This is a genomic window from Pseudomonas sp. 8(2025) (assembly GCF_052665325.1).
Window position 1 is genome coordinate 403,432 of sequence record NZ_JBQOIE010000004.1, and the last position, 26,552, is coordinate 429,983.

The window sequence follows — 26,552 nt, forward strand, 5'->3', positions numbered from 1 at the left end:
CCCATGAAATCCTGGATCAAGACCCTGCTGATCACCCTGCTCGCAGCCGCCCTGTGCCTGCTGTTCGCCCGCGTTGTACTGCCCCCGCTGCTGGTGCAGTTGATACCGCCGAGCTGGGAAGGCGGCCCGTGGTTCTGGGTCAATCTGCTGCTGGCGGGTTTCCTGGCCGGGCTGGTGGTGGCGCCCCTGCTGCGGACCCGGCGTTATTACCCGGTGCCGCTGCTGCTTCTTCTGTCCGTCCTGGTGGTGGTCGGCAATTGGGCGCAGAACCGCTGCAACGACGCCCAGTTGCAGGCCATCGAACAGCTGGAAAGGCGCAGCGCGAGCCATTCGAACCTGGGGTTCTCCAATGAGGAACCCGCACCATCGGCGCCTGTGGACGTGAGCGCCACACCGGGCGTCTGGGCCCATGAGCAAGGCGATGGATATGGCTACAGCTGCAACCGCCCGGGGGAAACCCTGGGGTTCCTGATGCCACAGTTGATGAGCTTTGGCACCAGCGTACTGGGGCTATTGCTGGCCCTGCTGATCGGCCCCGGCCGCCGCCGCGCCCGCTGAGGAAACCGCAGGAGCTGGCTTGCCAGCGAAGGCGTCCGCAAGCGCGGCGCAAGACTCAAGGGCCTCTTCGCCGGCAAGCCGGCTCCTACACGGCAGACCATAAGCTCGGAGGGGGCTGTAGGAGCTGGCTTGCCAGCGAAGGCGTCTGCAAGGTCGGCGCAAGGCTTGAGGGCCCCTTCGCCGGCAAGCCGGCCCCTACGGGATAGGCCGCGGACTTGCGGGGGCTCAGCGGCCGCCGCCCAGGTCGACGAAGGTGCCGGTGGCGTAGGAGGCCTTGTCCGACAGCAGCCAGACAATCGCCTCGGCCACTTCATCAGGACGCCCGCCACGACCCATGGGGATTGCCGATTCCAGCTTGCTGACCCGGTCGGCATCGCCGCTCAGGGCATGAAAGTCGGTGTAGATATAGCCCGGGCGCACCGCGTTGACGCGGATGCCCTCGCCCGCCACTTCCTTGGACAGGCCGATGGTGAAGGTGTCCAGGGCGCCCTTGGAGGCGGCGTAGTCGACGTATTCCCCCGGCGAACCCAGGCGCGCCGCCACCGAGGAGACGTTGACGATGCTGCCGCCCTGCCCGCCATGGCGCGGCGACATGCGCAGCACCGCGTGCTTGGCGCAGAGGATCGGCCCCATGACATTGGTCTTCATGATCTTCTGGATGCGAAATTCGGACATTTCATCCAGCCGCGACTTGTGGCCCACGGTCCCGGCATTGTTGACCAGGGCCGTGACCCGCCCCAGTTCGCTGTCGACCCGCTGGAACAGACCGATCACTTCATCCTCGATGCTGACGTCGGCGCGCACCGCAATGGCCTGCACGCCCAGGGCGCGAACCTGTTCGAGCACCTGCAGGGCGGACTGCTCGTCGGCCTGGTAGTTGATGCACACCTTGAATCCCTGCTGCGCGGCCAACACTGCCGTGGCGGCGCCTATACCCCTTCCGCCACCGGTGATGACGATGACTTTATCCATGCTGCCGACTCCCTCACTGAACATTTCAACGCGAGCCATTAAACACCGCGCGGGCGGCGATGAAAACTGCGCAAATGTGCCACATCAAGCCAGTAGAAGTGCACGGTAGCCCCGCGCACCGACGGCGCAAACCGGCAGGGACCTGGGCGGCGGCCATATCCCTGCGAACTGCCGCCAGATCGCGACCGCAGCCGGCAAGGCGAGAGGCTCAGGCTTTTTCTTCGCCCCGGTGGATGCCCTGCATGAAACCTTCGGGCGGCAGCGGATGGCCAAGGAAATAGCCTTGCAGGGAATCACAGCCCAGTTGGGTGAGGAAGGTCTGCTGCACCCCGGTTTCCACGCCCTCGGCGACGATCCGCAGGCCCAGTGCCTGGCCCAGGGCGACAATGGCCGAGACGATGGCGGCATCGTCGCTGTCGTGCTCCAGGTCGCGGACGAAGCCGCGGTCGATCTTCAGCTCGTTGGCCGGCAGGCGCTTGAGGTACATCAGGCTGGAATAGCCGGTGCCGAAATCGTCGATGGACAGGTCCACCCCCATGTCCGCCAGCTGTTGCAGGACAAGCATGCTGACATCGGCGTCGTTCATTGCCGTGGTTTCGGTGATTTCCAGGGTCAGGTTGTTGGCCGGCAGGTGGTAACGCTCCAGGGCATTGGCCACGCTCCTGACCAGCCCGGCATGGCAGAACTGCAAGGCCGAGAGATTCACCGCGATGCGCCAGTCGGTGTAGCCCTGGACGTACCACTCGCGCATCTGCCGGCAGGCCTCGTTGAGCACCCACTCGCCGATGGCAATGATCAGCCCGGTCTTTTCCGCCAGTTCGATGAACTTGTCCGGCAGCAACAGGCCATGCTGGGGATGCTCCCAGCGCAGCAGCGCCTCGGCCCCCACCGGCAGGCCATTGGCAGCGTCGAATTTGGGTTGGTAGTGCAGGCGGAACTGATGATGCTCCAGGGCATTGCGCAGGTCCTGCAGCAATTGCAGCTGGCGCCGGGCATTGCTGTTCATCGAGGCATCGAAAAAGCTGTAGCCATTCTTGCCGGTGCCCTTGGCGTGGTACATCGCCGCATCGGCGTTCATCAGCAGTTCCTGGGCACTCAGGCCATTGCCCGGGTACACCGCAATGCCGATGCTGGCGGAAATCTGCAGGTCGTGCTCGGCCACCCGGAACGAGCGCGATACCAGCCCCACCTGGCGTGCCGCCAGGCGCAGGGCATCGTCCGGCTCGGCCAGTTGCACCAGCAGCACGAACTCATCGCCGCCGATCCGCGCCAGGGTGTCTTCGCTGCGCAAATCCTCGCGCAGGCGCTGGGCCACTTCGCGCAGCAACTGGTCGCCCATGTGGTGGCCAAAGGCGTCGTTGACCGGCTTGAAACCGTCCAGATCGATGAACATCAGCGCAAAACAGCCACCATGGGCAGTGACCCGGTGCATCGCCTGGTCAATGCGGTCGGCCAGCAGAATGCGGTTCGGCAGCCCGGTCAGGGTGTCGTGCAACGCCAGTTGGGTCAGTTCCTTGTTGGCTTCGGTCAACGATTGCGCCAGCACCGCGGTGCGGGCCTCCAGCCGGGCATCCAGCACCGAGGTCAGCAAGGCGATGATCAGCACCGCCAGGGTGGTGATCAGCACCAGGTTGTCCAGGCCCTTGCCGCTCAGGCCGTTGCCCAGGGCGCCGCAGAAACTGCCATCGGCGAAACGCGCCGCGGCCATGCCGGTGTAATGCATGCCGACGATGGCAAAGCCCATGACAATCGCCGCGCCGGTCCGGGCCAGACGTACGTAGGGGGTGTTCTGGCGCAGGCGAAAGGCAATCCACAGCGCCGCCAGCGACGCGCCGAAGGCAATCAGCAGCGAGGCGCCGAACAGGCTCGGGTCGTAGTCGATACCCGGCTGCATGCGCATGGCCGCCATGCCGGTGTAGTGCATGCCACTGATGCCCGAGCCCATGATCAGCGCGCCGAACAGCAATTGCCACAGCGGCAGCCGCGGCTGGCTCACCAGCCACAGGGCAAAGCCGCAGGACAGGATCGAGATCAGCAGCGACAAGGCGGTGAGCTGGATGTCGTAGCCCAGGTCGATGGGCAGGCTGAAGGCCAGCATGCCGATAAAGTGCATGGACCACACACCGACGCCCATGGCCAGGGCTCCGCCCATCATCCATAGATAAGCGGCACGGCCGGTGGTGGTGGCAATGCGCCCGGTCAGGTCGAGGGCAGTATAGGAAGCGAGGATCGCCACGAAAATGGAGATCAGGACCAGTGCGGAGGAGTAGCTACCGATGAGCATGAGGCGTCTCTTGGCCGTTGTGCCGACATCCCTGCGCGGCGGGCAAAACCGCAGATTGTACTGATTGCGTGGAAGAACGCATCTACAAAGTTAGCAAAAAGCCATTAGTCGGACAGAACGCCGTTTTCGGCTGTCTCATACCCCTACAAGCCCTGTGGGCATGGGCTTTGCGGGAAGTCGCGAGCAGTTGCAAGCGGCTTCGGATGCGCCCTGCCTGCGGCTGTCGAGCAGGCCTTGCAGCCACCTTGCTGCAAGGCCTTCAGGGGCCTATTTCTGCTCGCTGGCCTGCAGCTCGCCATCCCAGCCACCGCCCATGGCGGCGATCAACTGAACGCTGGCGATCAGCCGGCTCTGCAACAGGCTGAGCACGCTACGCTCGTTGCTCAGGGCAGTGGTCTGGCTGGTGACCACATCCAGGTAGGCGATCAGCCCGGCCTTGTACTGGTTCTCGGTCAGGCGCAGGGCCTCGCGGGCCGAATCCAGGGCCTGCTGGCGCACCCCCGCCTCGTCCTCCATGACCTTGAGCTGGACCATGTAGTTCTCCACCTCGCGGAAACCGTCGAGCACGGTCTGCCGGTACTTGGCCACGGTCTGGTCGTACACCGCCTCGGTGCGGTCCACTTCCGCCGAACGCTGGCCGCCGTCGAACAGGGTCATGGCCAGTTTCGGCCCTACCGACCAGAAGCGGTTCGGCAGGCTGATCCAGTCGGCGTAGGTGCTGCTGCTGTAGCCGCCGGCCAGGCTCAGGGTCAGGTCCGGGTAATAGGCGGCCTTGGCCACGCCGATCTTGGCGTTGGCGGCAATCACCGAACGCTCCGCCGAGGCGATGTCCGGGCGCCGCTCCAGCAGTTGCGACGGCACGCCCAACGGCACCTGGGGCAGCACGGGGATGGTCTTGCTCTCGCCCAGGTTGAACTCTGCCGGCGGCACGCCGATCAGCACGGCGATGGCGTTCTCGAACTGCGCCCGCTGCCAGATCAGGTCGATCAGGTCGGCCTGGGTGCTTTTGAGCTGGGTCTGGGCCTGGGCCACCGCGTCCTTGCCGGAGACCCCGGCCTGGTACTGGTTCTGGGTCATGGTCAGGGAGCGCTGATAGGCCGCCACCGTGGCCTCCAGCAGGCGCTTCTGCTCATCGATCACCCGCAGTTGCAGGTAGTTCTGCGCCAGCTCGGACTGCTGGCTCAGGCGCATGGCCGCCAGGTCGGCAAAGCTGGCCTCGGCGCTGGCCTCGTTGGCTTCCAGGTCACGGCGCAACTTGCCCCACACGTCCGCTTCCCAGCTCACCCCCAACTGGGTGTTGTAGGTGTCGCGAATGCCGCTGCTGGAACTGCTCAGGGCCGAACTGCTGCTGCCGGTGCCCTGGCTGGCGCGGGTCTTGCCGGCGCTCAGGTCGACACTGGGAAAGAACGAACCCCGGGAGCTGCGCACCAGGGCACGGGCCTGACGGAACTGCGCCTCGGCCTGGGCCACGCTCTGGTTGGAACTGTTGAGCTTGTCGATCAGGCCATTGAGCTGGGCATCGCCGTACAGCTCCCACCAGGCGCCACGGGCCAGGGCGTCGCTGGGGTTGGCCTGGCGCCAGCCTTCGGCTTCCTTGTAGTGCACCGGCTCGGCCACCTGCGGGCGCTGGTAGTCGGGACCGATGGCGCAGGCGCTGAGCAGCAGCACGCACAGGCCCAGGCTCAAGGCCCGCGAGCCCCGGGCCATGGCCAGGCGCTGGGCGGACAGCAGAGTAACGGGACGGGACGATTGGTCGGTCATAGCGGCGTTTCCAGAGCAGCATCGGTACGGACCCCACGCCAGTGGTTGAACTTGTGGCGCAGGCGATCGAGATAGAGGTAGACCACCGGGGTGGTGTAGAGGGTCAGGACCTGGCTGAAGACCAGGCCGCCAATGATGGTCAGGCCCAGGGGCTGGCGCATTTCCGAGCCTTCGGCCCCGCCCAGCAGCAACGGCAAGGCGCCGAGGATCGCCGCCAGGGTGGTCATCAGGATCGGCCGCAGGCGTTGCAGGCAGGCGCTGCGGATCGACTGCAACGGGTCCAGGCCCTGGTGCCGCTCCAGTTGCAGCGCCAGGTCGATCATCAGGATCGCGTTCTTCTTCACCACCCCGATCAACAGGAACAGCCCCAGCAGCGAGATCAGGCTGAACTCACCGCCCAGCACATAGATCGAGAGCAAGGCGCCAACCCCGGCCGAGGGCAAGGTGGAGAGGATGGTCAGCGGGTGGATGTAGCTTTCATAGAGCACCCCGAGCACCAGGTACACCGCCAGCAGCGCGCCGAGGATCATGAACGGCTGGCTCTTCTGGGTGGCGGCGAAGGCATCGGCGGTGCCGGCCATCTTGACGATCACGTCTTCGGGCATGCCCAGCTTGGCGATCGCCCGTTCGATGGCGGCGGTGCCCTGCTCCACCGTCACGCCCTCGGCCATGTCGAAGGAAATGCTTTCCGAGGCGAACTGCCCTTCATGGCTGACCCGGTCGTCTTCCAGGCTGTTTTCATAGTGGGCGATGGCCGACAGCGGAATCCGCGCGCCGTCGGCGGTGATCACCTGCACTTGATTCAGGGTAATCGGGTCCTGGGCGTATTTCGGGTTGACCTCCATCACCACCTGGTACTGGTTGAGGCTGTCGTAGATGGTGGAGATCTGCCGCTGGCTGTAGGCGTTGTTGAGCACCGCGGTGACCATGTCCATGTCCACCCCCAGGCGCTTGGCCTGGTCGCGGTCCACCATCAGGGTCACTTGCTGGGCGCCACGGCCTTCCCGGGCGTCGATGGCGGTGAGCTCGGGCAAGGCGCGCAGCGCCGTCACCACTTTCGGGTACCACTGGCGCAACTCGCCCAGGTCACCGCTTTGCAGGATGTAGGAATACTGCGAGGTGGTCTGCTCGCGGCCGCCGCCGAACTGCAGGTCCTGGTCGGCCATCAGCATCAGTTGCGCGCCGGGCACCTTGGGCATTTCCTTGCGCAGGCGCTCGATGACCTTCTGCGCCGAGATATTGCGTTCCTTGATCGGCTTCAGGCGTACCAGCATGAAGGCGTTGTTGGTGCCGTTGTTGCCACCGATGAAGCCGGCCACGCTCTCCACTGCCGCATCCTTGAGCACGGCGCGGCGGAATATTTCCATCTTCGGCTGCATCACGCTGAAGGACAGGCCGTCGTCGCCGCGGACAAAACCGATCAACTGGCCGGTGTCCTGCTGGGGCATGAAGGTCTTGGGCACCACCACGTACAGGGCCACGTTGACGCCAATGGTCAGCAGCAGGCTGAGCAGGGTCAGGCGCCTGTGCCGCAGCACCCAGTCCAGGCTGGTGGCGTACTTGCCCATCATCCAGTCGTTGCTGCGCCGGCTCCAGCGTTGCAGGCGGTTCTCCTGGCCCGGGGTGTGAGGCTTGAGCCAGCGCGCGCAGAGCATCGGGGTCAGGGTCAGGGACACCACCAGCGATACCACGATGGCCGCGGCCAGGGTGATGGAGAACTCGCGGAACAGGCTCTCGATGATCCCGCCCATGAACAGGATCGAGAGAAACACCGCCACCAGCGACACGTTCATCGACAGCAGGGTGAAGCCCACCTCCTTGGCCCCCAGGTACGCCGCTTTCATCGGCGCGATGCCTTCGTCGATGTGCCGGGAGATGTTCTCCAGCACCACGATGGCATCGTCCACCACCAGCCCGGTGGCAAGGATCAGCGCCATCAGTGACAGGTTGTTCAGGGAAAAACCGTAGAGGTACATGATGGCAAAAGTGCCCACCAGGGATACCGGTACCGCCAGGGTCGGGATCAGCGAGGCACGGAAATTGCCGAGGAACAGGTACACCACCAGGATCACCAGGGCCACGGCGATCAGCAGGGTCATCTCGGCCTCGTGCAGGGTGGCCTTGATCACCGGTGAGCGGTCCATGGCCAGGTTGAGCTTGACGCTGGCCGGCAGCACCGCCTGCAACGCCGGCAACTGAGCCTTGATCTCGTTCACCGTCTCGATGATGTTGGCCCCGGCCTGGCGGTTGATCACCAGCAGCACCGCCGCGTCGTCGTTGAAGAAGCCGCTGTTGTAGCGGTCCTCGACGCCGTCGCTGACCTTGGCCACGTCCTTCAGGCGCAGGGCCGCGCCGTTGTTGTAGTGGATGATCAGCGGCTCGTAGTCACGGGCCTTTTCCAACTGGTCGTTGGCCTGGATCTGCCACAGCCGCTGGTCATCCTCCACCGAGCCCTTGGGCCGGCGCTGGTTGGCGTTGGCAATGGCGTTGCGCACGTCGTCCAGGGCCACGCCGTACTGGTTGAGCAACTGCGGCTCCAGCTCGATGCGCACCGCCGGCAGGGAGCTGCCGCCCACCTGCACCTCGCCCACGCCCTGCACCTGGGACAGGCTCTGGGACAGGATGGTCGAGGCCAGGTCGTAGAGCTGGCCTTTCTCCAGCACATCGGAAGTCAGCGACAGCACCATGATCGGCGCCTGGGACGGGTTGACCTTCTTGTAGGTGGGCATGCTGCGCATGCCGCTGGGCAGCAGGTTGCGCGAAGCGTTGATGGCCGCCTGCACTTCCCGCGCCGCGCCATTGATGTCGCGGTCCAGGTCGAACTGCAGGATCACCCGGGTCGAGCCCTGGCTGGAACGGCTGCTCATGGTGTTGACCCCGGCGATGGCGCCGAAGGAACGCTCCAGGGGCGTGGCCACGGTGGAGGCCATGACCTCGGGACTGGCCCCGGGCAGGCTGGCCTGGACCACGATCACCGGGAAGTCCATCTGCGGCAGCGGCGCCACCGGCAGCAGGCCGAAGCTGACGCCGCCCAGCAGCATGATCGCCAGCGACAACAGCATGGTCGCCACCGGGCGCTTGATGAAGGGGCCGGAGAGGTTCATGCCGACACGCTCCAGGCTTGAGGCAGGCTGCGGCCCTTCATGCCTCCACCTCTTGGGCGTCTTCACGCTTGCCGAAGCGCCGGCCCAGGCGGTCGAAGTACAGGTAGATCACGGGCGTGGTGAACAGGGTCAGCACCTGGCTCACCAGCAGGCCGCCCACCATCACCAGGCCCAGGGGCTGGCGCAGCTCGGCGCCGGAACCGGTGGCCAGCATCAGTGGCACGGCGCCGAACAGCGCCGCCAGGGTGGTCATCAGGATCGGCCGGAAACGCAGCAGCGCCGCCTGGTAGATAGCCTGTTCCGGGGCCATGCCCTGGTGGCGTTCGGCGTCGAGGGCGAAGTCGATCATCATGATCGCGTTCTTCTTGACGATGCCGATCAGCAGGATGATGCCGATGATGGCGATCATGCCCAGGTCGTTGCCGCTGAGGATCAGCGCCAGCAAGGCCCCCACCGCCGCCGAGGGCAAGGTGGAGAGGATGGTGATCGGGTGGATATAGCTCTCATAGAGCACGCCGAGCACGATGTACATGGTCACCACCGCCGCCAGGATCAGCAGCAAGGTGCTCGACAGCGAGGCCTGGAAGGCTTCCGCCGCGCCCTGGAAGCGGGTCTGCACGCCCACCGGCATGCCGATCTCCTGCTGCACCTGCTCGATGACGTTCACCGCCTCCCCCAGGGCCACACCGGGCGCCAGATTGAAGGACATCATCACCGCCGGGAACTGGCCGATATGGGCAATGGCCAGTTGCGCCTGGCGCTCCTCGACATGGGCCAGGCTCGACAGCCGCACTTGCCCGCCGTCGGTGGTCTTGACGTGGATCTGCTCCAGGGCCTGGGGTCCGATGCGCTCGCCGGCCTGGGCCTGGAGCACCACCCGGTACTGGCTGGCCTGGGTATAGATGGTGGAGATCTGGCGCTGGCCGAAGGCGTCGTACAGGGCGTCGGTGATGTTCGCCACCGAAACCCCGACCCGGGACGCGGCGTCACGGTCGATCACCATGAACACCTGCAGGCCCTTGTCCTGCAGGTCGCTGGCCACGTCGGTGAGCTCCGGACGCTGGGCCAGGGCCTGCACCAGGCGATTGCTCCACAGGCTCAGCAGCTCGGCATCCGGCGACGACAGGCTGAACTGGTACTGGGTGCGGCTGACCCGGTCCTCGATGGTCAGGTCCTGTACCGGCTGCATGAACAGGCGGATGCCCAGCAGCTTGTCCACCTCGGGCTGGATCCGCGCGATCACCTGGGCTGCGCTCAGGTCGCGCTCGCTGTGGGGCTTGAGGTTGATCAGCAGGCGGCCGCTGTTGAGGGTGGCGTTGTCGCCGTCCACCCCGATGTAGGACGACAGGCTTTGCACCGCCGGGTCCTGCAGGATGATCTTGGCCAGGTCCTGCTGACGCTGGCTCATGGCGGCGAAGGACACCGACTGCGGCGCCTCGGAAATGCCCTGGATGACCCCGGTGTCCTGCACCGGGAAGAAGCCCTTGGGCACCACCATATAAAGGAACACGGTCAGGCCCAGGGTGCCGATGGCCACCATCAGGGTCAGGAACTGGTGCTTGAGTACCCACTGCAACTTGCGCCCGTAGCTTTCGATCAGCCAGTCGATCCAGGCCCCGCTGGCGCGGTAGAAGCGCCCCTGCTCTTCAGGCTTGGGCTCACGCTTGAGCAGCCGCGCGCACATCATCGGGGTCAGGGTCAGGGACACCACCAGGGAAATCAGGATCGCCACCGCCAGGGTGATGGCGAACTCGCGGAACAGCCGCCCCACCACATCCGCCATGAACAGCAGCGGGATCAGCACCGCGATCAGCGACAGGGTCAGGGAGATCAGGGTGAAGCCGATCTGCCTGGCGCCCTTGAGCGCTGCCTGCATCGGGCTGTCGCCCTCCTCGATGAAGCGCGAGATGTTCTCCAGCATGACGATGGCATCGTCCACCACGAAGCCGGTGGCGATGGTCAGGGCCATCAGGGTCAGGTTGTTCACCGAGAAGCCGGCCAGGTACATCACCCCGAAGGTGCCGATCAGCGACAGCGGCACGGCAATCGAAGGAATGATGGTGGCACTGGCCCGGCGCAGGAACAGGAAGGTCACCATCACCACCAGCGCGATGGCGATCAACAGCTCGTGCTGCACATCCTTGACCGAAGCGCGGATGGTCTGGGTACGGTCGGTGAGCACGGTGACGTCCAGGCCCGCCGGCAGGTTGTCGGTGATGCTCGGCAGCAGCGCCTTGATCCGGTCCACCACCTCGATCACGTTGGCCCCGGGCTGGCGCTGGATATTGAGCAGCACCGCCTGGTTTTCATTGGCCCAGGCCGCCAGGCGCTCGTTCTCCGCGCCATCGACGATCTCGGCCACATCCTTCAGGCGCAGCGGCGCGCCATTGTTGTAGGCCAGGATCAGCTCGGCGTAGTCCTTGGGCGAAGTCAACTGGTCGTTGGCGTCGAGCATCGAGACCCGGGTCGGGCCGTCGAAGTTGCCCTTGGGCTGGTTGACGTTGGAGGCGCCGATCAGGGCGCGCACGTCCGCCAGGTTCAGCCCGTTGGCCGCCAGGGCCTCGGGGTTGACCTTGATCCGCACCGCCTGGCGCTGGCCGCCGGCAATGCTGACCATGCCCACGCCGCTGATCTGGGCGATCTTCTGCGCCATGCGCGTATCCACCAGGTCATTGAGCTTGGGCAGCAGCATGGTCTTGGAGGTAATGGCCAGGGTCAGCACCGGGGTATCCGCCGGGTTGACCTTGTTGTACACCGGCGGCGCCGGCAGGTCCTTGGGCAACAGGTTGGTGGCAGCGTTGATCGCCGCCTGCACCTGCTGCTCGGCCACGTCCATATTGATATCGAGGCTGAAGCGCAGGGTCAGCACCGAGGCCCCGCCGGAACTGGTGGAGGCCATCTGGGTCAGGCCGGGCATCTGCCCGAACTGGCGTTCCAGGGGCGCGGTGACCGCGCTGGTCATCACGTCCGGGCTGGCCCCGGGGTACAGGGTCATGACCCGGATGGTCGGGTAGTCCACCTGGGGCAAGGCCGACACCGGCAGCAGGCGATAGGCGATCAGGCCGGCCAGGACAATGGCCAGCATGCTCAGGGTGGTGGCTACCGGACGGAGGATGAACAGCCGCGAGAAATTCATGCGCCGACCTTTTTCGCCTTGCCATCAACCGGCTTGCCGTCTGCGGCCGGTGCCCCGGCGGGCTGCCCTTGCAGGTGTTCGGTGGGGGTGGTGGGCACGTCGATGCTGTCGTTGACCACTTCCACTTCGCTGCCGTCCTTGAGGCGGTCGGTGCCTTCCATCACCACCCGGTCACCGGCCTTGAGGCCGTCCTGGATCACCGTCGAGTCGCCGTTGCTGGCGCCCACCTTGAGCTGGCGGATCTTCACCTTGTTGTCGCCATCCAGGGCGTAGACGAAGGTGCCGTTGGTGCCGAACTGGATCGCCGCCGAGGGCGCCAGCACCACGTTCTTCAGGGTATCGGCCAGCAGCCGCACATTGACGAACTGGTTGGGGAACAGGCCCTGGTCGCGGTTATCGAAGCGCGCCTTGAACTTCAGGGTGCCGGTGGTGGTGTCGATCTGGTTGTCCAGGCTCTGCAGCACGCCTGTGGCCTGCAGCTTCACGTCACCGCGGTCCCAGGCTTCCACCGCCAGCCTGGCGCCGCTGTGGTAGCGGGCGAGCACGGTTTCCAGGCTGTTTTCCGGCAGGGTGAAGGCCACGCTGATGGGCTGGGTCTGGGTGATGATCACCAGCGCGGTGGTGTCGTTGGCCGCCACCAGGTTGCCCACGTCCAGCTGGCGCAGGCCCAGGCGGCCGGCGATCGGCGCGCGGATGTTGGTGAATTCCAGGTTGAGCTTGGCGTCATTGACCGCCGCCTGGTTGGTCTTGACCGTACCCTGGTACTGCCCCACCAGCGCCGCGGCGGTGTCCAGGGTCTGTTTGGCGATGCTGTCCTGGGCGTACAGGCCGCGGTAACGCTCAAGGTCGACCTGGGCGTTCTTCAACTGGGCCTGGTTCTGCAGCAAGGTGCCTTCGGCCTGGAGCAAGGCGTTCTGGTACGGACGCGGATCGATCTGTGCCAGCAGGTCGCCGGCCTTGACCATCTGCCCTTCCTCGAAGTTGACCTTGACCAGTTCCCCCGCCACCCGGCTGCGCACGTTGATGGTGTTCAGTGCCGTCACCGTGCCCAGGGCCTTGTAGTACACCGCGAAATCCCCCTGGGTCACCGGTGACACCCGCACCGGGATCGGCCCGCTGGCGCCGCCGAAACCGGGGCGCATGCTACCGCTGCGCCCGGTATGCCCGGCCGCGGCTTTCTGCCCGGCGGCCTCCTGGTGGGTACTGGCCGGCCAGAATTTCCAGCACAGGCCAACGACCAGCAGCAGGACGAACAGGCCGAACAGCCAGCGACGGGAGTTGCGGGAGACAGAGGATTGCATGGAGTGATCAACCATTGGGCGCGTGGGAGGCTTCTTTGAGAAGGCTGAAAGATAAGCACTGGAACCGTTTTAGCAAAGCGCCTTTACCGGCAATTTACCTTTGACTGACGTTTCAAGGAGCGGTGCTAAGCCACTGAAGCACAAATAAAAACGGCCTGGACAGAGCCAGGCCGTGAATAATTGTAAAACCTGTTACTTGAGCACGGCCAGGGCCGCGTCGTAGTTCGGCTCTTCGGCGATTTCCTTGACCAGCTCGCTGTGCAGCACCTTGTCGTTTTCATCCAGCACCACCACGGCGCGGGCAGTCAGGCCGGCCAGCGGGCCGTCGGCGATGGCCACGCCGTAGTTCTCGATGAACTCGCGGCCACGCAGGGTCGACAGGTTCTGCACGTTTTCCAGGCCTTCTGCGCCGCAGAAGCGTGCCTGGGCGAATGGCAGGTCGGCAGAGATGCACAGCACCACGGTGTTGGCCAGCTCGTTGGCCTGGGCGTTGAACTTGCGCACCGAGGTGGCGCAGGTCGGGGTGTCGACGCTTGGGAAGATGTTCAGCACCTTGCGCTTGCCGGCGAGGCTGCTCAGGGAAACATCGGCCAGGCCTGCGCCCACCAGGGTGAACGCTGGGGCTTTGGAACCGACTTGCGGCAATTGGCCGTTAACCTGCACCGGGTTGCCTTTGAGAGTGACTTGAGCCATGAACGGAGTCCTTATTGAACAGTGATGATGGAACAGCAATGAGAAATTCCTGAGAGGCCGAAGTTAAGCATGAAACGGCCCGGGCACCTATGCCCCACGGGCAAATTGTCCAACAACCCACCCCGACACCGGCATTACCGGTTGTAGGAGCTGGCTTGCCAGCGAAGGCGCTTTCAAACCTTGCGCAAGCCTCAAGGGCCCCTTCGCCGGCAAGCCGGCTCCTACAGGGGCGAATTTGGGTGTTTCGGTGTAGGAGCTGGCTTGCCAGCGAAAGCGATTTCGAGACTTGAGCAAGCCTCAAGGCCGCCTTCGCCGGCAAGCCGGCTCCTACAGGGGTGAATCTGGGTGTTTCGGTGTAGGAGCTGGCTTGCCAGCGAAAGCAATTTCGAGACTTGAGCAAGCCTCAAGGCCGCCTTCGCCGGCAAGCCGGCTCCTACAGGGGCGAATCTGGGTGTTTCGGTGTAGGAGCTGGCTTGCCAGCGAAAGCGATTTCTAGCCGTGCACAAGCCTTAACGGCCTCTTTGCCGGCAAGCCGGCTCCTACGGTTATTTGTTGAGGTGCGCCAGGAGCAGATCGGCCACCGGGCCGCCGGACGCCGGGTTCTGCCCGGTGATCACCCGCTGATCCTCCACCGCGAACGGCGCCCAGGGTGCAGCGGCCTTCTGGTAAAGGGCACCGCGCTTGACCAGTTCGGTTTCCGTCAGGTAGGGCACGTACTGATCCAGTTCGGCGAGTTTCTCCTCTTCATTGGAGAAACCGGTGACCTGCTTGCCGGCGATCAGCAGCCTACCGTCGCCCAGCTTGATGTTGAGCAAGCCCACCGCGCCATGGCACACCGAGCTGACATAGCCCCCCTGCTCATAGATCTCCCGGCTCAGGGCCTGCAGTTCCGGGTTATCGGGAAAATCCCAGACCACGCCGTGGCCACCGGCGTAATAGATCGCCACATAGTCCCCGGCCCTGACCTGGGAAGGCTTGAGGGTCGAGCCCAGGCGGCTCATGAAGGCGCTGTCCTGGTACCACTGCCAGTCGGTGTCGTCGGCCATGGCCAGGCTATGGGGATCGATGGGTACGTAGCCCCCCTGGGGGCTGACGTAATCCACCTCGAAGCCCGCCGCCTCGACCTTCTTCACGAAATGCACCGCCTCACCCAGCCACAGGCCAGTGGCGCGGGCCAGGTTGGGGTATTTGGCCACGCTGGTCAGGACCACCAGTATCTTCTTGCTCATGGGCATGCTCCTTGGCATTGGAAAACAGGGCAAGGCACGGCAATCAACCGAGCAACCGCAGCATGTTGCGGTGCCGGGCATCGAAAATCCGCGCCATGTAGGCGTTGACCATCAACCACTCCAAAGGTGCACCACCGATGGCCCTGTAGGTCACCCGGTCGGTGTACAGGGTGCCCCCTTCGGCGGCCTCGACCCGGTGCTCATGGCGAAAGGCCCGCAGCGGCCCCTTGAGCATCTCGTCGACAAAATGCCGATCGCCGACCTCACGTATAACCACCGTCCATTTCGCCGGTATGACACCGAACATCCAGTGCAGGAAGCTGAACTGACGCCCGACACTGATGCGCAGGTCATTGATATCGAGGCCCCCCAAGGGCGTGACACGCTCGGGGAAAATCTTTGGAAAGTTGGCGCCTTCGAGGCAGAAATCCAGCACCTGCTGCGGGCTGTATCCGGCCAGGAAAGTCGTGCGTTCGACCACGGGCATTCTGGTTCATCCTTGCTGATTTTGTTGAGGAGGCACCCACACAAACCTACAAACCACTTCATTAAAAACATATAACTAATTGTTTTTAATGGTTTTTATTCACATAAAAAATCAATCACTATAACCATACAATTTACATTGAAATAATCACAAAACACTTTAAGAAAGATTCGCCGGCGCTCACCTTCAAAGGGCCGCCGGCCACGCACTGCCTGTCCACAGCCCGGCAGTGATCCTGTGCACAAAAACCAACGAATTAATCCTTTCGACTGGCTAAGCGAAGGTTAGCTGCTAGCGTCATCAGACAATTCCTACGGGTATTAGAGAGAAACACTATCAGTGGACCCACGGCTCAAGAAGTGCCGCTCGGTGACCGTTCGCAAAAGGATTGAACCTGCATGTCCAGAGCATTTTTTGCGCCCGCCGTCTGGGCCGTAGTCGCCCTGAGCTCATCGCTGCCGGCCCTGGCCGACAACGCGGAAACCGCCAACAAAAGCAACAACCCGCTGAACCTTGCTCCCGGCCTCAACCTGCAGGATTACTACACCCCGCGCCTGTACGACAGCAACGCCCACACCAACGACACCCTGCTGCGGGGCACCCTGCCCATCGCCCCCTCGGATTTCATCGGCGTCCCCCAGCTGCTGCGTGCCACCCTGCCGGTCAGTACCCGCCCCGATCCGCACCACGGATACAGCACCGGCATCGGCGACCTCAACCTGTTCGATATCTTCCTGCTCAAGACCGACGGCGTGCAGCTGGGCATCGGCCCGCAGATCACCGCACCCACCGCCGAACAGGACGAACTGGGCACCGGCAAATGGCAGGCCGGGCTGGCCGCAGTGGCCATCGATGCCTCGCCCCGGGGCCTGCTGGGGGCCCTGGTGCAGTACCAGAGTTCATTTGCCGGCGACCATGACCGCGCCCATGTCGAAAGCGCCACCCTGCAGCCCTTCATCATCCACAACCTGCCCCGGGGCTGGTACCTGCGCTCCACCGGCACCTGGACCTTCGACCTGAAGAACAACACCCACTACATCCCCATTGGCCTGGGGGTGGGCAAGGCCTGGAAAGCCGGTGACAACATTCTCAACGCCTTCGTCGAGCCGCAGTGGACCGTGGAGCGCAAAGGCGACGGCTTGCCCCAGTTCACCCTGTTCGCCGGGATCAATGTCACTTTCGGAAAATAAGGACGCGCCATGCAGCCACTACTGCGCACTGCCGGTTTCAGCCTGTTGCTCCTGGCCGCCAGTTGCGGGGTCGGCGCCCAGCCCGAGCCGCATAACAGCCGCCTGACGGCGATCAAGATGGATGGCGAACTGCCGGCCCGGGCCGCCATTGCCGGGCTGTTTGCCGAGCTGGACTTCCAGCAGGCCACGCAAAGCTACCTGTGGGCCCTGCCGCTGGTGTCCTACGCCCAGTGGCAGGGGGAATTTCGCGACAAGCTGCACGCCGGCAATGGCGACCTGATGGTCCTGGAAAGCTACGAAGACAAGCTCGGGGTGATCACCGCCAACGCCACCACGCCCTACATCCTGGGTTTTGTCGACCTCAACCAGACCGGGCCGATGGTCGTCGAGCTGCCCCCCGGCCCCACCGCCGGTGGAGTCGGCGACTTCTGGCAACGGGCGATCACCGACATGGGCCAGACCGGCCCGGACCAGGGCAAGGGCGGCAAGTACCTGGTGCTGCCGCCGGGCCATCCGGAACCTTCCGACGCCGACCAGTACTACCTGGCCAAGTCGCAAACCATGAACGTGCTGGTGGGCTTTCGCGTGCTCGACCCGGACCCGGCCAAGGGCAAGGCGCTGGTGCAGCAATTCAAGATGTACCCCTACGCCCAGCGCGCGACGCCGCCGGCGACCCGCCTGCTGTCCCCCGGCGGCAAGCCCTGGTCCGGCACCCAGCCGCGGGGCATGGCCTACTGGGAGCGCCTGCACCAGATCATCCAGCAGGAGCCGGTCAACGAGCGCGACCGCTTCTACATGGCCATGCTCGCCAGCCTCGGCATCGAGAAGGACAAGCCCTTCAACCCCAACGAGCACCAGCGCCAGGCCCTGGAACAGGGCGCGCGCATGGGTGAGCTGATCGCCCAGGCCAATACCTTCGCCAAGCGCTTCGCCGATGCCCAGTACTGGCCAGACCGGCAATGGGACAAGGTGCTGAACATCGCCGACCCGTCCCAGCGCGTGGCCTATTACGACCAGTTGTGGGAACGCAGCGCCTGGTTCTACGAGGCGGTCACCAACACCAAGGGCATGGTGTCCAAGACCCCGGGCCTGGGCCAGACCTACCTCGGCGCCTACACCGACCACAACGGCCAGTGGCTGGACGGCGGCAAGCACTATCGCCTGCACCTGGGCAGCAACCCGCCGGCCAGGCAGTTCTGGTCGCTGACCGTCTACGACAGTGCCAGCCGCTGCCTGATCGACAACCCGCAGCGCAAGGCCGATCTGTCATCGCGCCAGGACCTGAAGAAAAACCCCGACGGCTCCCTGGACCTGTATTTCGGCCCCAGCGCCCCCAAGGGCCTGGAAAGCAACTGGGTGCAGACCCTGCCGGGCAAGCACTGGTTCAGCTACTTCCGGCTCTACGCCCCCACCGAGGCCTACTTCGACAAGCGCTGGAAACTCGATGACATCACCCTGGTGCAGTAACGCCTGCCCCCCTGACTTTGGCGCAAGGATTCGAACGATGATCATCAACGCTGTGATGCCCAGCTTGCTCGGGGTCTTGACGCTGGCCCTCAGCGGCCCGTCCCTGGGCGCCTTCAGCGCGACCGCGGAGCAGGCCCGGGGTATCGCCAAGCAGGCCTACCTCTACGGCTTTCCGGTGGTGGAGATGTACAAGACCCTCTACACCCAGGCCGTGGATCAGGGGGGGCCCAACTTCAAGGCACCGTTCAACCGCATCGGCGGTACCGCCCAGGTCTTCAGCCCCAAGGACACGGCCTTCGTCACCCCCAACTCGGACACCCCCTACTCCTTCGCCTGGCTCGACCTGCGGGCCGAACCCCAGGTACTGAGCCTGCCGGCCATCGATGCCCAGCGCTACTACTCGGTGCAGTTGATCGACCTCTACACCCAGAACTTCGACTACCTGGGCACCCGCAGCACCGGCAACCAGGGCGGCCACTACCTGATCGCCGGGCCTGACTGGCAAGGCCCCACGCCAGCCGGTATCGACAAGGTGCTGCACAGTGAAAGCAACATCGTCTACGCCCTGTACCGCACCCAATTGTTCGATGAAAAAGACCTGGAGCAGGTGCAGAAGATCCAGCAGAGCTACCAGGTCCAGGCGCTGAGCCAGTTCCTCGGCCGGCCGCCGCCCCCGGCGCCGGCAGCGATCCACTGGCCCCCGCTCACCGCCACCATGAGCGACAGCCCGGAACTGTTCGGCTACCTGAACTTCATGCTGGCCTTCGCCCAGCCCCAGCCCGAGGAAAAGGACCTGCTGGCACGCCTGGCCAGTATCGGCATCATTCCCGGCCAGCCCTTCCCCCTCAAAGAGCTGGGCAGCGCGCAAAAGCAGGCCCTGGAAGACGGCATCAGCGACGGCAAGGCCGAATTCGCCGCCTTCAAGAAAGAACAGGTCGATACCCACAAGATCACCAGTGGCGACCTGTTCGGCAGCCGCCAGCACCTGCAGGACAACTACCTGTACCGCTACGCCGGGGCCAACATGGGGATCTTCGGCAACTCCGCCGAAGAGGCCAGCTATATTGGCTACTTCGTCGATGACCAGGGCCAGCCGCTCAACGCCGGCCAGCATCGCTACCGCCTGCACTTCGCCAAGGGCCAGTTGCCCCCGGCCAATGCCTTCTGGTCGCTGACGATGTACGACGGCAAGAACAAGCTGCTGGTGGCCAACCCGCTGCAACGCTACCTGATCAACTCACGCATGCTGCCCTCGCTGAAAACCGACGCCGACGGCGGCCTGACCCTCCATGTGCAGCACCAGCCGCCGGCCAAGGAGCTGCAAAGCAACTGGTTGCCGGCCCCCAACGGCCCCTTCTACGGGGTGCTGCGGATCTACCTGCCCAAACCCGACGTCAGCAACGGCCAGTGGAAGATGCCGCCGCTGACGCCGGTCGCCCCTGAACAACAATAAGCGGAGCCCGTCATGCCCAGCCCTTCGCCCCTGCGTTCATCCCTGGCCCTTTGCCTGCTGGCGGCCAGCCCCTTGCTGCATGCCGCCGAAGGCGGGGTCGGCCGGCCCATCACCGGCCAGCAGATCTACTCCAATGCCGGGATCATCCCCCCGGAACCGGGCTGGGTGATGTCCCTGACCAGCATCTACTACGACGGCGAGCTCAAGGGCAGCGGCCAGGTGCCGATCATCGGCGATCTCAGCTCGGGGCTGAAAATGAAGGTGTCCTACACCATGGGCAACTTCACCCGGGTCTGGGACACCGGCAAGGGCCGCTGGAACTACGCCTCGGCCATCGGCGTGCCGGTGCAGTACACCGACATCCAGGCCAGCCTCACCGGCCCCCGCGGGCGCACGGTGGGTACCCAGGACAGCGGCACCCAGTTCGCCGACCTGCTGGTCACGCCGATCGCCGCCGGCTACCACATCAACGAGCGCGACCATATCGCCCTGTCGCTGCCGATCTACGTGCCCACCGGGGCCTACAACGACAACCGCCTGGCCAACCCCGGGCAGAACAACTACACCTTCATGCCGACCATCGCCTTCACCCATCTGGACGGCAAGGGCGGCGAATTCAGCCTGATGGGCTCCCTGGAGTTCTATACCCGCAACGACGCCGCCGACTACCGCAACGGCGACATCCTGCGCCTCGATGGCTTGTGGACCCACGGCTTCGGCAGCGGCTGGAACGCCGGGCTGGTGGTCGGTTACATCCAGCAGATCAGCGACGACCAGGGCCCCACCGCAGACAAACTCAACGGCTATCGCGGGCGCTCCGTGGGCGCCGGGCCAACCCTGGGCTGGAGCGGCAAGTTCGCCGACGCCCAGGCCAACATCAGCGCGCGCTGGATCCCCGAGTTCGACACCAAGAACCGCCCCGAGGGCAACGGCGTCAGCGTCAACTTGACCCTGGCCTTTTTCTAGGAGCACGCCAATGCGTATCGCTTGCCAGTTGGCCCTGTGCTCCACCCTGCTGGGCAGCCTCGCCGCCCTTGCCAACGAACTGCCAGCCCTGGGGGAAGACGGCAAGCGCCCGGCGGCCAAGGGCGATCCCGAGACCTGCCGGCAGTTGCAGGAAAACTTCGATATCGACCTCAAGCAAGTGGTCAAGGCCGGCTGCGAACCCTCCACCGAGCAGATCGCCAAACTGATGGACAACCCGGTGGGCAACCTGGTGCTGCTGTTCAACCAGTTCGACTACACCGCCCTCAAGGGCCCCCATAGCAACGGCACGCGCTACCTGGGCAAATACAGCTTCATGCCCACCTTCCCGATCTCCCTGGGGGAAGACTGGAACCTGATCAACCGCCTGCCCATCAGCTATGTCAGCGCCCCGGTCAACCGCAAGGCCGGCAAACTGGTGGGCCTGAGCCCCTATGAAGTGCTGAGCGACCGGGACTTTCCAGCGCTGATCGAAGACCCCTTCCAGCGCACCAGCGGCTTCGGCGACCTGGCCTACGTGGGGGTGTTCTCCCCCAAGGAGCCACTGCGCTTTGCCGGCGGCGGCAAGCTGGTCTGGGGCGTGGGGCCAACGGCGATGTTTCCCACCGCCGAGCAGGACGTGCTGGGCACCGGCAAGTACTCCCTGGGCCCGGCCTTCGTCGCCGCCTACCTCGGCCCGGACTGGACCCTGGGGGTGTTTCCCCAGCACTGGTGGTCGGTGGCCGGCGACGGACGGCGCAAGGACGTCAGCCTGAGCAACATCCAGTACTTCATCCAACGCGCCCTGCCGGGGCCGGCCCAATGGCGGATCGGCATGACCCCCAATATCACCGTCAACTGGAAGGCCGACGGCGGTAACAAGGTGACCTTCCCCATCGGCCTGGGTGCCGGGCGCATTTTCAACGTCGGCAAGTTGCCGGTGAGGATCTCCGGCGAAGTCCAGTACTCGGCGATCCACCCCGACGACCAGATCGGCAGCCGCTGGAATTTTCGCCTGTCCTTTATCCCGGTCATTCCCACTTTCATGTTCTGAACGGAGCCCGCCATGTCCGACCGTGCCCGATTCTCTGCTGTGCTGGCCGCCCTGCTCGGCCTGCTCTGGGCCGGTGCCCCGCTGTACGCCGCCGATGAGCTGGAACCTCGTGCCCTCGGCGCCTTGCAGCAGATGGGCAGCTACCTGCGCAGCCTGCGCCAGTTCGCGATCCAGGCCGACAGCGTCACCGACCAGTTGCTGGAAAGCGGCCAGGCCGTGGAGTTTCGCCACCACACCGAACTGCTGGCCCAGCGACCCGACAGGCTGCGGGTCAGTGTCGAAAGCCAGGGCGCGCGGCGCAGCCTGTACTACGACGGCGAAGCCTTCACCCTCTACGACAGCCGCGGCCCCTACTATGCCCGAGCCCCGGCGCCCGCCAGCATCGACGCTCTGGTACAGCGCCTGAGCGACAGCTACGGCATCGAACTGCCCCTGGCGGACCTGTTCCGCTGGGACGCCGACACCGCGCAGAAGGTCGGCCTGACCTCGGCGCTGTACATCGCCAGCGAGACCCTGGGCGACCAGCGTTGCGCCCACTACGCCTTCCGCCAGAGCGACATCGACTGGCAGCTGTGGCTGCGCGAAGGGCCCCGGCCCTTGCCCTGCCGCCTGGTCATCAGCCGCCGCGACAGCCCCGAGCAGCCGCGCCACAGTGTCGATTACCGCTGGCAACTCAAGTCGGCGCCAAGTGCCGCAAGCTTCGCCTTCAAGCCCCCGGCCGGCGCCACGCAGGTGCCATTGCGGCGCCTGGAGCGCAGCGCAGCACAGGGGGAGGTACAGCCATGAAGCGCAATCACTGGTTGCTGTACAGCGTCCTGACCCTTGGCCTGCTGCAAGTGTCCGCGGCCCAGGCCTGGCAATTGCGCGGCGGTGGCGGCGGTGCCCGCACCTTCGTCGTGCCCCACGGTGGGGGTGGGGGCGGCCCGGCGCCGAGGCCCATGCCCCAGCCGCGGCCGATGCCGCACCCCATGCCCCAGCCACCGCAACCGGCGCCGCATCCCGAGCCCCATCCCTATCCGCAGCCCCATCCCGGGCCGGGACCAGGACCCGGCCCGCATCCTTATCCCGGCCCGGGCCCTGAGCCACACCCCTATCCAGGGCCAGGGCCCCAGCCTTATCCGGGGCCGCCCGGGCCACCGCCACCACCACCCGATCACGGCGACGACTGGTACCACCCCTGGGGCGCAGCGGCGGTGATCGGCGCCACCACCGCCGCGGCATTCGCCATCGGCACCCAGGTCGACAGCGTGCCGCCGGACTGCGTTTCGGTGGTGGCCAGCGGCGTGGCCTACCAACACTGCGGCAACACCTGGTACCAGCCGCAATACATCGGCGGCAGCCTGCGCTACGTGGTCGTGGCGGCCCCCTGGTAATGGCTATGCACAAGGAACCGAGCATGAGCGCACGTAACGATATACAGGCCCTGCAAGCCAGCATCAGCGAAGCGGTGCTGGGCCAGGAAGCGGTGATCCGGCAGATCGTCATCGGCCTGCTGGGCAACGGCCACCTGCTGCTGGAAAGCCTGCCCGGGCTGGCCAAGACCCGCACGGTCAAGGCCCTGGCCCGGCACCTGGAGGCCAGCATGCGGCGCATCCAGTTCACCCCCGACCTGCTGCCCTCGGACATCACCGGCGCCGAAGTGCTGCACCAGGAACAGGGGCAGAACCAGATCCGCTTCCAGCCCGGGCCGCTGTTCGGCAACCTGATCCTGGCGGACGAGATCAACCGCGCTCCGGCCAAGGTCCAGGCAGCGCTGCTGGAAGCCATGGAGGAACGGCAGATCACCGTGGCCGGCACCAGCCATGCCCTGCCCGAGCTGTTCATCGTTCTGGCGACCCAGAACCCCATCGAGCAGGAAGGCACCTACCCCCTGCCGGAAGCGCAGATGGACCGCTTCCTGATGAAGGTGCTGCTGGACTACCCCCAGCCCGAGGACGAAAGCCAGGTGCTGCGCCTGCTGCGCGCCGAGGAACAGGCCCTGGGCAGCGCCACGCCCGGGGTACCGGGCTTTGCCTTGTCCCAGCAGGTGATCTTCGATGCCCGTCGCGAAGTCGGCGCGGTGGCCGTGGCCCCGGCCATCGACCGCTACCTGATCGACCTGGTCAACGCCACCCGCCACCCCGCCGACTATCACCCGGACCTGGGGCGCTGGATCGCCATCGGCGCCAGCCCCCGGGGCAGCATCGGCCTGGATCGCTGCGCCCGCGCCGATGCCTGGCTGCAGGGCGAGGATTTCGTCAGCCCGGACAACGTGCGCAGGGTGCTGCACCCGGTGCTGTGCCACCGCCTGCAACTGAGCTACGACGCGGTGGCCGACGGCGTCGGCGCCGACCAGGTGCTGGACCTGCTGCTGGACAGCGTGGCCATCCCGGCCTGAGGAGAACCGCCATGGCAACGCCACTGCACGAAGCCGACGGGCAGGTCTATGTCGCCCTGAGCCAGCTGATGGCCCTGGAGTTCCAGGCCCGTTCCCTGAGTTTTGTCGCCCGCCAGCCACAAGCCAGCATCCTCGCCGGCAACCACGCCTCGCGCCTGCGCGGGCGCGGCCTGAACTTCGACGAACTGCGCCGCTACCAGCCCGGCGACGATCTGCGTCACCTGGACTGGCGCGCCACCTTGCGCACCGGCAAGGCGGTGGTGCGTACCTTCACCGAAGAGCGCGACCGCCCGGCACTGATCCTGGTGGACCAGCGCATGTCGATGTTCTTCGGCTCGCGGCGGGCCTTCAAGTCGGCCCTGGCCGCAGAACTGGCGGCGCTGGCGGCGTGGATGGTGTTCCAGGCCGGTGACCGGGTCGGCGGCCTGGTGTTCAACGACCAGGGCATCGACAGCCTCGCCCCGCTGCGTAGCCGCAAGCGGGTGGAAGCCCTGTGCAGCCGGATCGTCCAGCACAACCAGCAACTGCACGCCGGCAACCCCGACCATGAGGGCGACGCGCAGTTGGACCGGGTGCTGCAGCAATGCCTGAACCTCGCCGCCCACGACCATCTGGTCTGTATCGTCAGCGACTTCGCCGGCACCAGCCCGCGCACCCTGCAGTACCTGCGCCAACTGGCCCGGCACAACGACGTGATCGCCCTGCAGGTCTACGACCCCCTGGCCCTGGAACTGCCGCACAACGGCCGGCTGCTGGTGACCCAGGGCCAACTGCAAGTGGAACTGGCGGTGGAGCAGCGCCAGGTGCACCGGCCCCTGGGGGACTTCCTCAGTGGCCGGCTCAAGGACGTGGCCAGCCTGCTGCGCCGCAGCCAGGTACCGCTGATGATGTTCAGCACGGCCCAGGAGGCCCAGGGACAACTGCGCAGCGAGCTGGGCAGGCTGGGAGCGCCGCGGCGATGAACCCGACCCTCCCCAGCATCGACCAGTTGCAGGAAATGCCCCTGCCACCACCGCCCGCCTACCTGCCGCAGACCTGGGGCTGGGCCGTGCTGCTGGCCCTGCTGCTGCTCGGCGCCCTGGCCTGGGGCGCCCGGCGCTACTGGCGCTGGCGCCGGGATGCCTATCGGCGCGAAGCACTGGCACAACTGGCCCGGCTGCAAGCCAGCGACGAGCGCATCCATGCCCTGCGCGCCTTGCCCGAACTGCTCAAGCGCGTGGCCCTGTCCATGCCCCCTGCCCCCCACGCATCCCGTGGGCGCCGACCTGCCGGGGAAGCCGTTGCCACAGCCACCCGCGCTTTTGCGGGCAAGCCAGCGCCTGCAGGCCCGCGGGGGGTGGCGGGGCTGCGAGGGGCGGATTGGCAGGCCTTTCTGCAACAGCATTGCCCGCTACCGCTGCCCGATGATTTCAGCCAGCAACTGGCCCTGCTGGCCTACGCGCCCCAGGCGCAATTGCAGGCCCTGTCGCCCGCACAGCAACAACAGTTGTTCGAGCAGTGCCGCACCTGGGTGGAGCAGCATCATGTGGCAGCTTGACTCTCCCTGGCTGTTGCTCCTGCTGCCGCTGCCCTGGTTCGGCTACCGCTGGCTGCCCGCCTACCGCGAGGCCCGCAGCGCGGTGCGGGTGCCGTTCTTCGCCGCCATGAGCCGCGCGGTCGGCCAGGCGCCGCAACCGTCCGGCAGCCGCCGCAACCGCGGGCAGTTGCTGCTCAACCTGCTGGTCTGGGCCCTGCTGGTGCTGGCGGTGGCGCGGCCGGTGTGGGTCGAGCCTCCCCTCGAACAGCAGCAGCCGGTACGCGACCTGATGCTCGCCATCGACCTCTCGCAATCGATGCAGACCCAGGATTTCAACGACGCCAACGGCCAGCGGATCGACCGTCTGAGCGCAGTGAAAGAAGTGGTCCAGGGCTTTATCCAGCGGCGCAAGGACGATCGCCTGGGGCTGATCGTGTTCGGCAGCGGCGCCTTTGCCCAGGCGCCCCTGACCCTGGACCACGCCAGCCTGAGCCTGCTGCTCGAAGACAGCGGGATCGGCATGGCCGGGCCCAACACCGCGATTGGCGACGCCATCGGCCTGGCGCTCAAGCTGCTGGAACAGGCCCATGAACCAGAAAAAGTGCTGATCCTGCTCACCGACGGCAACGACACCAGCAGCGCCATCACCCCACAACACGCCGCCGCCATGGCCGCAGCCCGAGGCGTAGTGATCCATACCATCGGCATCGGGGACCCCAGCGCCGAAGGTGAAGCCAAGGTCGACCTGTCGGCCCTGGAGCAGATCGCCCGGACCACCGGTGGCCGTTACTTCCGCGCCGAGGACCGCAGCGCCCTGGACCAGGTCTACGCCACCCTCGACCGCCTCACCCCCCATCAAGTGCAGACCCTGCGCCACCAGCCCAAGCGCGATTTGTTCCATTGGCCCCTGGGCGCGGCCCTGGGCCTGCTGGTGCTGTATCACCTGCTGGCCTGGCTGGCGCCGCGCCTGCGCCCGAACCGGGTTCGCCCGCCGCAGGAGGCCTGAA

At 65.6% G+C, this 26,552-nt stretch carries 21 protein-coding genes; 12 read left to right on the forward strand and 9 right to left on the reverse strand.

The features are described from left to right. The first annotated feature begins 3 nt into the window (after nucleotides 1–3). Complete coding sequence (locus ACUXVH_RS11365; RefSeq protein WP_065363984.1) at nucleotides 4–558, forward strand: hypothetical protein; 555 nt, start codon at nucleotides 4–6, stop codon at nucleotides 556–558. Nucleotides 559–783: 225 nt separating this feature from the next. On the opposite strand, the gene ACUXVH_RS11370 is transcribed toward ACUXVH_RS11365, so the two are convergent. From ACUXVH_RS11370 to ACUXVH_RS11410, 9 genes are all read right to left on the reverse strand, one after another. Next, nucleotides 784–1,530: an SDR family oxidoreductase gene (locus tag ACUXVH_RS11370; protein WP_015635506.1), complete on the reverse strand. Its 747-nt coding sequence runs from the start codon at nucleotides 1,528–1,530 to the stop codon at nucleotides 784–786. A gap of 208 nt (nucleotides 1,531–1,738) precedes the next feature. Then, nucleotides 1,739–3,814, reverse strand: coding sequence for a putative bifunctional diguanylate cyclase/phosphodiesterase (locus ACUXVH_RS11375; RefSeq protein WP_065363983.1), 2,076 nt, complete (start codon nucleotides 3,812–3,814; stop codon nucleotides 1,739–1,741). 267 nt (nucleotides 3,815–4,081) lie between these two features. Next, complete coding sequence (locus ACUXVH_RS11380) at nucleotides 4,082–5,575, reverse strand: efflux transporter outer membrane subunit (protein ID WP_065363982.1); 1,494 nt, start codon at nucleotides 5,573–5,575, stop codon at nucleotides 4,082–4,084. Beyond that, nucleotides 5,572–8,679 (reverse strand): efflux RND transporter permease subunit, encoded by a 3,108-nt coding sequence (locus tag ACUXVH_RS11385; protein WP_019095226.1) that lies wholly within the window; start codon nucleotides 8,677–8,679, stop codon nucleotides 5,572–5,574. Before ACUXVH_RS11385 ends, ACUXVH_RS11380 begins: the two co-directional genes overlap by 4 nt. Nucleotides 8,680–8,716: 37 nt before the next feature. Beyond that, a complete protein-coding gene (locus tag ACUXVH_RS11390) occupies nucleotides 8,717–11,815 on the reverse strand; it encodes an MdtB/MuxB family multidrug efflux RND transporter permease subunit (RefSeq protein WP_065363981.1) in 3,099 nt (1,032 codons plus the stop codon). Then, nucleotides 11,812–13,131: an MdtA/MuxA family multidrug efflux RND transporter periplasmic adaptor subunit gene (locus ACUXVH_RS11395; RefSeq protein WP_053151414.1), complete on the reverse strand. Its 1,320-nt coding sequence runs from the start codon at nucleotides 13,129–13,131 to the stop codon at nucleotides 11,812–11,814. The genes ACUXVH_RS11390 and ACUXVH_RS11395 overlap by 4 nt, the downstream gene beginning before the upstream one ends. A 177-nt stretch (nucleotides 13,132–13,308) precedes the next feature. Next, nucleotides 13,309–13,809: a thiol peroxidase gene (tpx, locus tag ACUXVH_RS11400; protein ID WP_011061148.1), complete on the reverse strand. Its 501-nt coding sequence runs from the start codon at nucleotides 13,807–13,809 to the stop codon at nucleotides 13,309–13,311. Nucleotides 13,810–14,354: 545 nt separating this feature from the next. Further along, on the reverse strand, nucleotides 14,355–15,038 hold the full coding sequence (locus ACUXVH_RS11405) for a type 1 glutamine amidotransferase domain-containing protein (protein ID WP_065363980.1): 684 nt from the start codon (nucleotides 15,036–15,038) through the stop codon (nucleotides 14,355–14,357). 43 nt (nucleotides 15,039–15,081) lie between these two features. Further along, nucleotides 15,082–15,525 (reverse strand): SRPBCC family protein, encoded by a 444-nt coding sequence (locus ACUXVH_RS11410; protein WP_072441941.1) that lies wholly within the window; start codon nucleotides 15,523–15,525, stop codon nucleotides 15,082–15,084. Nucleotides 15,526–15,923: 398 nt separating this feature from the next. Here ACUXVH_RS11410 and ACUXVH_RS11415 point away from each other — a divergent pair, with 398 nt between their 5' ends. From ACUXVH_RS11415 to ACUXVH_RS11465, 11 genes are read left to right on the forward strand one after another with little or no spacing between them, the layout of a single operon-like run. Beyond that, nucleotides 15,924–16,715: a hypothetical protein gene (locus tag ACUXVH_RS11415; protein ID WP_065363978.1), complete on the forward strand. Its 792-nt coding sequence runs from the start codon at nucleotides 15,924–15,926 to the stop codon at nucleotides 16,713–16,715. 9 nt (nucleotides 16,716–16,724) lie between these two features. After that, nucleotides 16,725–18,182, forward strand: coding sequence for a DUF1254 domain-containing protein (locus ACUXVH_RS11420; RefSeq protein WP_065363977.1), 1,458 nt, complete (start codon nucleotides 16,725–16,727; stop codon nucleotides 18,180–18,182). A gap of 55 nt (nucleotides 18,183–18,237) precedes the next feature. Further along, entirely contained in the window at nucleotides 18,238–19,635 is a 1,398-nt protein-coding gene (locus ACUXVH_RS11425) for a DUF1254 domain-containing protein (RefSeq protein WP_259699548.1), read from the forward strand. 12 nt (nucleotides 19,636–19,647) lie between these two features. Beyond that, a complete protein-coding gene (locus ACUXVH_RS11430; RefSeq protein ID WP_123397403.1) occupies nucleotides 19,648–20,601 on the forward strand; it encodes a SphA family protein in 954 nt (317 codons plus the stop codon). A 10-nt stretch (nucleotides 20,602–20,611) separates the two neighbouring features. Next, the gene (locus ACUXVH_RS11435; protein ID WP_019095219.1) at nucleotides 20,612–21,652 is read left to right on the forward strand and encodes a hypothetical protein; all 1,041 of its coding nucleotides are present in this window, start codon (nucleotides 20,612–20,614) and stop codon (nucleotides 21,650–21,652) included. Between the two features lie 12 nt (nucleotides 21,653–21,664). Further along, complete coding sequence (locus ACUXVH_RS11440) at nucleotides 21,665–22,438, forward strand: DUF2092 domain-containing protein (RefSeq protein WP_065363974.1); 774 nt, start codon at nucleotides 21,665–21,667, stop codon at nucleotides 22,436–22,438. Then, entirely contained in the window at nucleotides 22,435–23,025 is a 591-nt protein-coding gene (locus ACUXVH_RS11445) for a hypothetical protein (protein WP_065363973.1), read from the forward strand. Before ACUXVH_RS11440 ends, ACUXVH_RS11445 begins: the two co-directional genes overlap by 4 nt. 23 nt (nucleotides 23,026–23,048) lie before the next feature. Next, entirely contained in the window at nucleotides 23,049–24,029 is a 981-nt protein-coding gene (locus ACUXVH_RS11450; RefSeq protein WP_445494861.1) for an AAA family ATPase, read from the forward strand. An 11-nt stretch (nucleotides 24,030–24,040) separates the two neighbouring features. Further along, nucleotides 24,041–24,991, forward strand: coding sequence for a DUF58 domain-containing protein (locus tag ACUXVH_RS11455; protein WP_065363971.1), 951 nt, complete (start codon nucleotides 24,041–24,043; stop codon nucleotides 24,989–24,991). Next, complete coding sequence (locus tag ACUXVH_RS11460) at nucleotides 24,988–25,566, forward strand: DUF4381 domain-containing protein (protein ID WP_065363970.1); 579 nt, start codon at nucleotides 24,988–24,990, stop codon at nucleotides 25,564–25,566. The genes ACUXVH_RS11455 and ACUXVH_RS11460 overlap by 4 nt, the downstream gene beginning before the upstream one ends. After that, nucleotides 25,553–26,551, forward strand: a complete 999-nt coding sequence (locus tag ACUXVH_RS11465) for a vWA domain-containing protein (RefSeq protein WP_065363969.1) — start codon at nucleotides 25,553–25,555, stop codon at nucleotides 26,549–26,551. Before ACUXVH_RS11460 ends, ACUXVH_RS11465 begins: the two co-directional genes overlap by 14 nt. Nucleotide 26,552 lies beyond the last annotated feature (1 nt).